Annotated in this window: 10 protein-coding genes; all 10 read left to right on the forward strand. The window is 68.3% G+C overall.

The annotated features are described in order from the left end of the window. A partial coding sequence (locus tag MK181_10210) for a 2Fe-2S iron-sulfur cluster-binding protein (protein MCH2420171.1) occupies positions 1-311 on the forward strand: 311 nt, incomplete at its 5' end. Continuing rightward, positions 308-2,614 carry a xanthine dehydrogenase subunit D gene (pucD, locus tag MK181_10215; protein ID MCH2420172.1) on the forward strand — a complete coding sequence of 769 codons (2,307 nt, stop codon included), beginning with the start codon at positions 308-310 and terminating at the stop codon, positions 2,612-2,614. The genes MK181_10210 and pucD, both read left to right, overlap by 4 nt. Further along, positions 2,611-3,888 carry a Zn-dependent hydrolase gene (locus MK181_10220; GenBank protein ID MCH2420173.1) on the forward strand — a complete coding sequence of 426 codons (1,278 nt, stop codon included), beginning with the start codon at positions 2,611-2,613 and terminating at the stop codon, positions 3,886-3,888. The genes pucD and MK181_10220 overlap by 4 nt, the downstream gene beginning before the upstream one ends. Next, positions 3,885-4,871 carry an N-carbamoyl-D-amino-acid hydrolase gene (locus MK181_10225; GenBank protein ID MCH2420174.1) on the forward strand — a complete coding sequence of 329 codons (987 nt, stop codon included), beginning with the start codon at positions 3,885-3,887 and terminating at the stop codon, positions 4,869-4,871. Before MK181_10220 ends, MK181_10225 begins: the two co-directional genes overlap by 4 nt. Beyond that, positions 4,868-7,447: a molybdopterin-dependent oxidoreductase gene (locus MK181_10230; GenBank protein ID MCH2420175.1), complete on the forward strand. Its 2,580-nt coding sequence runs from the start codon at positions 4,868-4,870 to the stop codon at positions 7,445-7,447. The genes MK181_10225 and MK181_10230 overlap by 4 nt, the downstream gene beginning before the upstream one ends. A gap of 4 nt (positions 7,448-7,451) precedes the next feature. After that, a complete protein-coding gene (locus tag MK181_10235; GenBank protein MCH2420176.1) occupies positions 7,452-8,501 on the forward strand; it encodes an amidohydrolase family protein in 1,050 nt (349 codons plus the stop codon). 12 nt (positions 8,502-8,513) lie between these two features. After that, positions 8,514-9,515 carry an LLM class flavin-dependent oxidoreductase gene (locus MK181_10240; protein ID MCH2420177.1) on the forward strand — a complete coding sequence of 334 codons (1,002 nt, stop codon included), beginning with the start codon at positions 8,514-8,516 and terminating at the stop codon, positions 9,513-9,515. 28 nt (positions 9,516-9,543) lie between these two features. Next, a complete protein-coding gene (locus MK181_10245) occupies positions 9,544-10,842 on the forward strand; it encodes an 8-oxoguanine deaminase (protein MCH2420178.1) in 1,299 nt (432 codons plus the stop codon). Between the two features lie 24 nt (positions 10,843-10,866). Next, positions 10,867-11,118 carry a thiamine-binding protein gene (locus MK181_10250; GenBank protein ID MCH2420179.1) on the forward strand — a complete coding sequence of 84 codons (252 nt, stop codon included), beginning with the start codon at positions 10,867-10,869 and terminating at the stop codon, positions 11,116-11,118. A gap of 83 nt (positions 11,119-11,201) precedes the next feature. Beyond that, on the forward strand, positions 11,202-11,512 hold a 311-nt coding region (locus MK181_10255; protein MCH2420180.1), incomplete at its 3' end, for a hypothetical protein.

The raw sequence follows: 11,512 nt of genomic DNA on the forward strand, positions 1-11,512 counted from the left end.
GCCTGGTGTTGGCCGTCGCCGCTGCTGATCGTTCAGTGACCACCGTGGAGGGGCTGTCAGCCGGCCATGAGGCCGGCGGGTCCCTGTCTGATGTCCAGCAGGCCTTCGTGGATGCCGGTGCAGTCCAGTGCGGCTTCTGTACCCCCGGCCTGCTTATGGCGGTAGACGACCTCCTCGATCACGACCCCGACCCCGACGACCTCACCGTCCGGGAAGCCATCAGCGGGAACCTCTGTCGCTGCACCGGCTACGGACGCATTCTGGACGCCGTGGACCGCGCTGCCTTGGCCCGACGGGAGGCCCGGACATGAGTGCCGTGTCGACGACCCTGGCCGGTGGTCGGACGCGTGCTGCTGGGATCGGCGAGAGCGCCTCCCGGCCGGACGGAGTTCCCAAGGTCACTGGTGAGTTCGCTTTCTCGAGCGACCTCTGGCACGACCGGATGCTGTGGGGGGGGACCCTGAGATCGCCCCACCCGTCAGCCCGGATCCGGTCCGTCGATATCGGCCCGGCTGTGGCCATGACCGGGGTCCACGCCGTCCTGACCCACGAAGATGTTCCCGGTGCGGCCACCTACGGCCTGGACCACCCCGACCAGCCGGTCCTGGCTGCCGGTGTTGTCCGTTACGCGGGCGAGCCGGTGGCCATCGTGGCCGCCGACCACCCGGAAACGGTCCGTCGGGCCCTGGCCGCCATCGTGGTCGACTACGAGATCACCGAGCCCCTGGTCGACCCGTCCCTGGCCGAGGCGGCGCCGCCCATCCACCCCGATGGGAATCTGCTTCGTCGCATCCACCTCCGCCACGGAGATCCGACAGCCGCCGACCGCCACGATCTGGTGGTCGTCGAGGGTACGTACGAGGTGGGCATGCAGGACCAGGCCTTCCTGGGCCCGGAGTCTGGCCTTGCCGTTCCGGCTGAGGACGGAGGCGTCGAGCTGTACGTGGCCACCCAGTGGCTCCATGTGGACCGGGACCAGGTGGCGGCCTGCCTAGGTTTGGATCCCGGGTTGGTGCGCTTGACTCTGGCCGGGGTGGGCGGGGCGTTCGGTGCCCGCGAGGACTTGAGTCTCCACGTCCACCTGTGCCTGTTGGCCCTGCGCACCGGCCGCCCGGTGAAGATGGTCTACGGCCGGGAGGAGAGCTTCCACGGACACGTGCACCGCCACCCAGCCAAGCTCTGGTACCGCCACCACGCGGCGGCCGACGGGACGCTGATCCGTGTGGAGGCCCGGCTGCTGTTCGACGGAGGGTCTTACGCTTCTTCAAGTGGGGCGGTGATCGCCAACGCCACCTGCTTCGCCGCTGGGCCCTACCGGGTGCCGTCGGCCGACGTGGAGGGCGTTGTGGTTCGGACCAACAACCCACCCTGTGGCGCCATGCGGGGCTTCGGCGCCGTCCAGACATGCATGGCCCACGAGGCCCAGATGGACCGTCTGGCCGTGGCCCTGGGGATGGACCCCGTCGACCTGCGACTACACAACGCTCTGACCCCAGGTGACCGGCTACTTACTGGACAGGTGGTGACCGGGGCTCTCCCGGTGGCTGAGGTGATCCGCACGTGCGCCGGGAGTCCGTCGGCCGCCGTTCGCCCCGACGAGCCGATGTCACGGCCCGGTGGAGCCGGACGGACGGCGGACGCCACCCACGTGGTCCGGGGCGAGGCGCTGGCCGTGGGCTTCAAGAATCTCATGTTCTCCGAGGGGTTCGACGATTCCTCAGAGGCCCGGTGCGAGTTACAGGATGGTGTGGCCACCATCACGTGTGCATGCGCCGAGGTTGGCCAGGGCTTTGTGACCCTGGCCCAGCAGATCGCCCGTGAGGTCCTGAGTGTGGAGGAGGTTGTGCTGGCCCCAGTCGAGACGGCCACCATCGGTTCGGCCGGCTCCACGTCGGCCAGCCGCCAGACCTGGATGTCCGGGGGTGCCGTCCAGAAGGCCTGCGAGGAGGTCCGAACCACCCTTCTGGTCCGGGTGGCTGCCGAGTATGACGTTCCGGTGGACGACTTGGTCCTGGTCGACGGTCGGGTGTGCTCGCTGTCCGGACCCTTGGACGTAGACCTGACCGCGGTGACCATCGAGCCGGTCACCGCCGACGTGGTCCACCGCCACGCTCCGACCTCTCCATTGGATGCCGACGGGCAGGGAAACGCGCACGTGTCGTTCGCCGTCTCAGCCCACCGGGCCATCGTGGACGTCGACCCAGACCTCGGACTGGTGAAGGTGGTCGAGCTCACCACCTCGCAGGACGTGGGACGGATCCTGAACCCGATCCAGGCCCTGGGACAATTGGAGGGCGGTGCCGCCCAGGGACTGGGCCTGGCCGTCATGGAGGAGGTCCAGGTGGTCGACGGTCGGATCCGCAACGCCTCGTTCACCGACTACCTGGTGCCTACCGCTCTGGACATGCCACCGGTAGGGGTTGCCGCGCTTATCGAACAACCAGAGCCTGGGGCCCCGTTCGGGGCCAAGGGGATCGGGGAGCCGCCGACCATCTCGTCCACGGCAGCGATCGTCGCCGCCATGCGGGAGGCCACAGGACTGGACCTGCCCCGGGTGCCGGTACGTCCGGCCGACATCGCCCTGGCCGACGTCGTTCCCGGAGGTGCCCGATGACCAGCCGGACCCCCGACGCTCCTCGTATCGACGGCGACCGACTGCTCCGCCGGATCGAGGCACTGGCCACCATCGGGCCCATCGACGGCGGGGGCTCCTGCCGCCTCGCCTTGACCGACGAAGACCGGGAGGGTCGCGACCTCGTGGTGGCGTGGATGCACGACCTCAATCTGGACGTGCGAGTCGACGGAATCGGCAACGTGGTCGGCGTGCGGCCCGGTCGGACTGACGGCCCACCGGTGATGACCGGAAGCCACATCGACACCGTCCGTACCGGAGGCCGCTACGACGGGAACCTCGGGGTGCTGGCCGGCCTGGAGGTCATCGAGACACTCGAGCAGCAGGGCATCCGAACCGAGCACCCGTTCGCCGTGGCCTTCTTCACCGACGAGGAAGGCTCCAGATTCCCCCCCGACATGCTGGGGAGTCTCGTCTACGTCGGCGGGATGGCCGTCGAGGAGGCCTTGGACATTGTGGGCATCGACGGTGCGGTTGTCGGCGAGGAACTGGACCGCATTGGCTACCAGGGCCCGTTCCCCTGTCCTGGGCCGGCACCCCGGGCCTTTGTAGAATTACACATCGAGCAGGGTCCAGTGCTGGAAGCAGCGGGCACCACTATCGGAGCCGTTACCGGCGTCCAGGGCATCTCCTGGACCGAACTGACCGTCACCGGCCAGTCCAACCACGCTGGGACTACCCCCATGGGCCTCCGTCACGACCCGGGCTATGTGGCGGCGGCCATCGCCCACCACGTCCGGCAGATGGCAGTCCGGATGGGTGGACGCCAGGTGGGCACCGTGGGGCGCCTGGAGCTTCACCCCAACCTGGTCAACGTGGTGGCCGCCTCGGCATCGATGACCGTGGACCTGCGCAATACCGACGAGCAACTCCTGCGGGAGGCCGAGGCTGAACTGGCCCGAATGGTGGCCGACCTGGCGACCAGCGAGGGCGTCGAGGTCGCTGAGCGGACCCTGGCTCGCTTCGAGCCGGTGGAGTTCGACACCCGGGTAGTTGACACGGTGGCCGGAGCGGCGGCCGACCTCGGCCACACCGTCCAACGGATGCCTTCGGGCGCTGGTCACGACGCCCAGATGATGGCCCGCGTCTGCCCGACCGGCATGGTCTTCGTACCCAGCCGCGACGGCATCAGCCACAACCCGGCCGAGCACACCGACCCCGAACACCTGGTTGCCGGGGCCAACGTGCTCGTGCGAACCCTGCTGGCCCTGGACGCCTCCGACCTGACGGGACCCGGATCGAGAGGCACAGCGTGAGCCGCTTCGTGACCATCGGCGCAGCCCAGATGGGCCCCATCCAGCGTTCCGACACCCGATCGGAGGTGGTGGAGCGGCTCCTGGCTCTACTGCACCGCGGTGCCGACGCTGGCTGCGACCTGGTGGTGTTCCCGGAACTGGCCCTGACCACGTTCTTCCCCCGCTGGTGGGTCGACGACCTGTCCGAGGCCGACCACTTCTACGAGACCGAGATGCCTGGTCCCGAGACCCGCCCCCTGTTCGACGAGGCCAAGCGACTGGGCGTGGGCTTCCACTTGGGGTACGCCGAGCTGACCCCGGACGGTCACCGGTACAACACGGCGATCCTGGTCGAGCGGGATGGCACCATCGTCGGTCGGTATCGCAAGGTGCACCTTCCAGGCCACGAGGACCACGAGCCATGGCGGGCCTTCCAGCACCTGGAGCGCTACTACTTCGAGCCCGGAGACGGCTTCGCTGTCCACGGTGCCTTTGGCGGAGTAGTCGGCATGGCCATCTGTAATGACCGGCGTTGGCCCGAGACCTACCGGGTCCTCGGCCTCCAGGGCTGTGAGCTGGCCCTCATCGGCTACAACACGCCGATCCACTATGCCCCCGACCCGGGCCAGGATCGGCTCCAGGGCTTCCACAACCGCCTGGTGCTCCAGTCGGGCGCATACCAGAACGGGATGTGGGTGGTCGGCGTGGCCAAGGCCGGGGAGGAGGAGGGCTGTGCCCTACTGGGCGAGAGTGTCATCATCGGCCCGTCGGGTGAGGTCCACGCCACCTGTACCACCGAGGGCGACGAGCTTGCCGTAGCTCGCGTCGACCTGGACCTGTGCGCCGATTACAAGGAGACCCTGTTCGACTTTGAGCGGTACCGACGCCCCGAGGTATACGGCGCCATCACCGGGCAGCGGGGGCCGTTGGTTCCCGAAGGGATTCGGAAGGCACGGGTAGGGGAGCCCGAAGGGTCCGACGACACCGGGGAGGAGCGCCTGTGACCACCTTCGACCTGAACGGCCGGACGGTTGAGGCATCCGCCGACCACCCGCACCTACTGGCCGCTCTCCGCGACGAACTGCGGGTGACCTCGCCCAAGGATGGTTGTGCACCGTCCGGGCAGTGTGGCTGCTGCACTGTCCTGCTGGACGGAAAGGCCCGCGTGGCCTGCCAGACGTCCATGGAGAGGGTTGAGGGGGTGGCCGTCACCACTGTTGAGGGGCTGACGGGTGAGGAGCGGGAGCAGTACGCCACGGCCTTCGCCGCCCACGGGGCCCTGCAGTGCGGCTTCTGTACCCCGGGCATCGTCATGCGGGCCAAGGCACTGATCGACAGGAAGGGTGAGGCGCTGACCCGCGAGGAGGCGGCCAGGCACCTGGGTGGCCATCTGTGCCGCTGCACCGGTTACGTGAAGATCCTGGACGCCGTGGAATCCCTGGCCTCGGGAGACATCCCTGTACCCCTGCCCCGGGGTGGCGTGGGTTCCCGTGGCGTGAAGGTCGAGGCGAGCGAGTTAAGTCTCGGCGACCGACCGTTTATCGATGACTTGGCCCCCGACGGCCTGCTGCATGCAGCCCTGCGCTTGGCTGACCATGCCCGGGCCGACATAGTGAGCATCGACACCGCGGCCGCCGAGGAGGTCAACGGAGTTCACCGGGTCCTTACCGCAGCGGACGTCCCAGGCGCTCTTCGGGTGGGCATCATCCACACCGACTGGCCGGTCATGATCCCCGAGGGGGGACGCACCTCCTACCTGGGAGATGTGCTGGCCGTGGTGGTGGCCGACGACCGCGAGACAGCTCGAGAAGCCGCCGCCCTAGTGGCCGTTGAGCAGGTTCCTCGGACCGTCTACAGCGACCCCGTGGTGGCCCTGCAGGCCGACGAGGACGCTGTGTGGGAATTGGATGGCAACGTGCTGTCCGTCTCGACCTACTCCCGGGGCGACGTAGAGGCGGCCCTGGCCGGCTCGGCCCACGTGGTCGAGGAGGTCTTCCAGACCCAGCGCATCGAGCATGCCTTCGTGGAACCCGAGTCGACTCTCGCCGTACCCACAGATGACGGGCTTTATATGTACTCGGGTGGCCAGGGGGTATGGGACGACCGCAACCAGGTCGCCTCGGTGCTGGGAATCGATACCGGGCGCATCACCGTCGAGTTGGTATCCAACGGCGGGGCGTTCGGCGGTAAGGAGGACATGTGTAACCAGGCCCACACGGCGTTGGCCGCCTGGCTGCTGCAACGCCCGGTTCGGTGCACGCTTTCCCGGGAGGAGTCGCTCCTCATGCATCCCAAGCGCCACCCCATCCGGATGGCCTATCGGGCGGGTTGCGACGCCGACGGGAAGCTAACCGGCCTGTGGGCCCGAATGATCGGCGACTCAGGGCCCTACGCGTCGGTGGGCATGAAGGTGTTGGAACGGGCCGCCGGCCATGCCAGTGGCCCCTACGTTTTGCCCACCATCGACGTGGAGTCCACGGCGGTCCGCACCAATAATCCAGTTGGCGGAGCGTTCCGGGGATTCGGGGCCAACCAGGCACAGTTCGCCATGGAAGGAGTCATGGATCGCCTAGCCGAGCAGGTTGGGATCTCGGGATGGGAGATCCGTAGCCGCAACGTTGTGACCCCAGGCGCCATCTGGGGCCCCGGCCAGGTCATGGACGACGGCTGCCTTGGCGCCCGGGCCTGTCTGGACGAGGTGAAGGCTGCATACGACGAGGCGGTGGCTGACGGCCGACCGGTCGGCCTGGGCCTCGGGCTCAAGAACTCGGGCCTGGGAAACGGCTTCAAGGAGGTCGCCCGAGCCGTCGTTCGGTTCACCGGGGACGGCCGGGTGGAGGTCCGGCACTGCTGGACCGAGATGGGCCAGGGTGTTCACACGGTCGCCCTGCAGGTAGCTGTTGAAGAACTGGGCGTTGACCCGGAGACCGTGGACGTCATCGTGGACACCACCCGTGAATTGGGCGCCGGCCAGACCACGGGCAGCCGGGGCACCTTGATGGGCGCTGGCTCGGTGGCCGACGCCTGCCACAACGCCCTGGCTGACGGCTGCCGTCCGAACGTGGACTACGAGGGCGAGTACCGGGTGGACTGGACCAACTCGATGAATGACGGCCTAGAGAATCCCGTCATCCACTCCACCTTCGGCTACGCGGCCCAGATGGTGGTTCTGGACCCGGAGACTGGCCTGGTGGACTGCGTGGTGGCCGCCCACGACGTGGGCCGAGCCGTTAACCCCCTGATGTGCGAGGGGCAGGTCGAGGGGGCGGTTCACATGGGTCTCGGCTACGCCCTGACCGAGGGCTTCCCGACTGACGCCGACGCCCGTCCCCGGAACGAGACTCTACGAAGCCTCGGCATCATCCGACCCAAGGACATGCCGGAGGTCGACGTCCGGCTGATCGAGTCGCCCCAGCCCGACTCGCCCTATGGCATCAAGGGCGTGGGAGAGATCGGCCTAGTGCCGACGGCCGGTGCAGTGGCTGCCGCCCTGCACGCCCACGACGGCGGATGGCGTCACAGCCTGCCCATGGCCGACCCGGACCAGGAGGACCGTTGGGCCGCCTGGGACGGACGCTGATTCCGTGGCTGCTGTCGCTCCGACCGCCGACCAGACCCCAGGGCTGGTCTGCGCGCACCACCACCTCTACTCGGCGCTGGCTCGCGGCATGCCAACCCCGCCCCGGACACCGACTGGGTTCGCCGAGATCCTGGAACTGGTGTGGTGGCGCCTCGACCGGGCATTGGACGACCAGTCGATCCGGTGGTCGGCCATGCTGGGCGCCGTGGAGGCCCTCGAACGTGGCTGCACGGCGATCATCGATCACCACGAGTCCCCGGACGCCATCGACGGCTCGCTGTCAATAATCGCCGAGGCGTGTGCCGAGGTGGGGGTGCGGGTGTCGTGTGCCTACGGGATCACCGACCGCCACGGTGCCGACGGGGCCCGGCGTGGACTGGCCGAGAACGAGCGGTTCCTCCGGGAGGGTGGCCGGGGCATGGTCGGTGTGCACGCCGGGTTCACCTGCTCTGACGAGAGCCTGGAGGCGGCGGCCGGCCTGGCCGCCGACCGGGGCGTGGGGGTCCACGTGCACGTGGCCGAGGGCCCAGTAGACGCCGGGGCGGCCGACCGGCTACGACACCTGGCCACCGACGACTGGCTCCTGATCCATGGGGTACACCTGCTCGACGACCACGGCCTGGCCGGGACCATCGTCCACAACGCCCGATCCAACATGAACAACGCCGTCGGCTACGCCCGACCCGTCCGGTTCGCCAACCCGGTGGCCCTGGGCAGCGACGGGATCGGGGCCGACATGCTCGACGAGTTCCGCGTGGCTTACGCGCGCCAGCGCGAAGACGACGTGACGGCTTCGCCCGAGGTGGCCTGGGGATGGCTGGCCACCGGCTGGGACCTGTTTCCCGAGGCGTTGGCCGACCGGGTGACTTGGACGTACGCCGATATGGACCCCTGGCGGCTGGCCTTCACCACCGACGTCGGACCCCGGACCGTGGAGGTCGATGGCCGGGTGGTCCTGGCCGATGGCCGGCCCACCCTGGTCGATGCCGACGAGGTCCGGGCCCGGGCCGCCGAGGAGGCCGCCCGCCTGCACCGTCGCCTCGAGGACTGCTGAGAGGAGCGCCCTATGACCCGTCTGGCCATCTACCTACAGGACGCCCATTCGATTCCGGACGCCATCGGCTACGTCCAGTACGCCGAGCAGCGGGGTTTCGAGGCGGTCTGGCAGGCTGATTCCCGTTTGGTTCGCGACGCCGTGGTCCCCATGGCCGCCTTCGCCTCTTGCACTGAGACCATCAGGATCGGCTCGGGCGTCGTCGACTGTTGGACCCGCAACCCGGCTCGCCTGGCCTCCACGTTCTCCACGCTCGACGACCTGGCACCCGGCCGGATAATCCTCGGCATCGGTGCCTGGTGGGAGCCATTGGCCACCAAGGTCGGTGTGCACCGACACCGGTCGCTGAAGGCCATGAGGGAGACCGTCGAGGCCTGTCGTGCCCTGCTGGCCGACGAAACGGTGACCTACGACGGCGAGTTCGTGCACCTCGACGGGGTCGAGCTGGATTACGTGTACCAGGAGCGCCGACCCAAGGACGTCCCGATCTATATCGGAGCCACCGGCGACCGGATGCTGGAGTTGACCGGCGAGATTGCCGACGGGGTAGTCCTGAACTACCTGGTGTCGCCGGAGTACAACCGGCGGGCCATGGACCGCCTGGCCGACGGTGCGGCCCGAGCCGGCCGGTCGGTGGACGACCTAGATCGACCGCAACTGGTGGTCTGCTCGGTGGCCGAAACTCGCGCCGAGGCCCTGGATGGAGCCCGCCTCATGGTCACCCAGTACCTGGGCCAGCAACCCCACATCATGAAGGCCTCCGGTGTGCCCGAGTCGCTCCTCGAGGAGATCGGACGAGTACTGACCTGGCCGGCCACCCACGAACAGGTGGAGGCCGCATCGAAGCTGGTTCCCGACGAGATCGTGCAGATGATCTGTGCCGCGGGCACGGCCGATGAGGTCCGAGAGAAGGTGGCCCAGTACATGGCCGACGGGTGCACCTGCCCGATCCTTTACCCGTTGGGGCCCGACGTCCGCCTGATGATCGACGTCTTCGCCGACTGGACGCCGTGATCGCGCTGGACACGCGAGGCTGGACGGCATGAGCCCCCGCCTCGTCCTGCGTGGTGCCCGCCATCCTGGTGACGTGGCCGTTGCCGACGGCCGGATCGTGGCCGTGGGAACAGTGCCCGCCGAACCTGGCGACGAGGTGGTGCGGTGCGAGGGCGATGTGGTTACCGCAGGCCTCGTGAACACCCACCACCACCTATATCAGTGGATGACCCGCGGTCGGGCCGTGGGGTGCAACCTCTTCGACTGGCTGGTCGAGTTGTACCCAGTGTGGGGCCGGCTGTCGGTGGAGGACGTGCGGGCCGCCGCTCTGGTCGGCCTCGGCGAGTTGGCGACCACCGGATGCACCACAGCATCCGACCACCACTACCTCGTTCCCCGTGGCGACGACGCGGTGTTCGACGCCATCGTGGATGCCGCCGGTGAGGTTGGCCTTCGATTGCATCTCTCCCGGGGCTCGATGGACCTAGGGGAGAGTCTGGGTGGGCTGCCTCCGGACCACGTGGTGGAGGACCGAGACGCCATCCTGGCCTCCACTGAATCGGTTATCGCCCGCCACCACGACGGTGAGATGGTTCACGTCACGGTGGCACCGTGCAGCCCCTTCTCGGTCACCCCCGGGTTGATGGTGGAATCGGCTGAGTTGGCCCGACGCCACGGGTTACGGCTTCACACCCACCTCTGCGAGACGGTCGAGGAGCAAGAGCACTGCCTGGAGCGGTTCGGTCGCCGACCAGTTGAAATGCTGGACGAGTGGGGTTGGGTGGGCGACGACGTGTGGCTGGCCCACGGAATCCACATAGACGATGGCGAGATGGCCCGACTCGGAACCGCTGGCACGGGGGTGGCCCACTGCCCCTCGTCCAACGCCCGCGTCGCGGCGGGTATGTGTCGAGTCACCGACCTCCGGGCCGCCGGATGTCCCGTGGGCCTAGGGGTAGACGGCGTTGCCTCCAACGAGGTGGGAGGCCTATTCGGTGAATTGCGCCAGGCCCTCTACACGGCCCGACTCCGAGAACTCCGCCCGGACGCGCTGATGCCGGCCGACGTGGTGGAGATGGGCACCCGCGGAGGTGCCCGGTGCCTCGGCTTAGACGACTTGGGATCGGTACAGGTCGGAATGCGGGCCGACCTGGCCGTCTGGCCGGGTGACGACCTGGGTGACATCGCTGATGCACTGACGGCCCTCGTGCTCGGTCCAGACCGCAGGGTCCGGCACCTCTTCGTTGAAGGGCGGGCGGTGGTGGCTGACGGCCTGCTGTTGGGCACCGACCTGGCGGAGGCGCACCGTGACTTGGCTGGGCGTGCCCGTCGCCTCTGGGAGACCTGAGGGGCCAACGCAACGGTCGGTCCGATGGGCCATGATGTGGTTGTGGAGATTTCCGCCGAGTTCACCATCGAACCGTTCGTCGAGGGAGCGCCCGGACCTCATGTCCGGGCGGCAATCGACGTGGCCGAGGCCGCCGGCCTGGCCGTCGACGTGGGGCCCTTCGGGACGGCGGTAAGCGGTGAATCCGAATCGGTGCTGGAGACCGTCGACGCCGTCGTCCGGGCGGCCATCGACCACGGTGCCACCAGGGTGTCGCTGCAGTTGACGGTGACCTGACGCCAAGGTGACACGGGCCGCATCGGCGTCTACCCTTCGCGGCTGGCAGACAGTAGGGCTGCCGTCCGTGCCGTCGGTTTTTGATGGGACGGTTTGATCTATTCCATGACATGGAGGGGACAATGTTTCGACGTGCACGCGTTTTACTCGCGTTGCTGTTGGGCTTCTCGCTGATCGCCGGGGCTTGTGGCTCCGATGATGGCGACGATGCCGCACCGGCGGCTACTACGGCTGCACCGGCGGCTACTACGGCTGCACCGGCGGCTACTACGGCTGCGCCGGCGGCTACTACGGCGGCGCCAGCTGCTGAAGAGGCGGCTGCTGCGGATTCGTCTGATCCGATCAAGTTGCCGATTCACAACTGGTCGTCCCAGATCGCTGGCGTTTACGCCGT

The sequence above is a fragment of the Acidimicrobiales bacterium genome (genome assembly GCA_022452035.1).
In the GTDB taxonomy this organism is placed as follows: domain Bacteria; phylum Actinomycetota; class Acidimicrobiia; order Acidimicrobiales; family MedAcidi-G1; genus UBA9410.

What these genes read in the sequence shown, in the direction of transcription:
- MK181_10245 (MCH2420178.1), top strand. Translation starts at nt 9,544, where the DNA reads ATGAGCCCCCGCCTCGTCCTGCGTGGTGCCCGCCATCCTGGTGACGTG.
- MK181_10250 (MCH2420179.1), top strand. Translation starts at nt 10,867, where the DNA reads ATGGGCCATGATGTGGTTGTGGAGATTTCCGCCGAGTTCACCATCGAA.
- MK181_10220 (MCH2420173.1), top strand. Translation starts at nt 2,611, where the DNA reads ATGACCAGCCGGACCCCCGACGCTCCTCGTATCGACGGCGACCGACTG.
- MK181_10240 (MCH2420177.1), top strand. Translation starts at nt 8,514, where the DNA reads ATGACCCGTCTGGCCATCTACCTACAGGACGCCCATTCGATTCCGGAC.
- pucD (MCH2420172.1), top strand. Translation starts at nt 308, where the DNA reads ATGAGTGCCGTGTCGACGACCCTGGCCGGTGGTCGGACGCGTGCTGCT.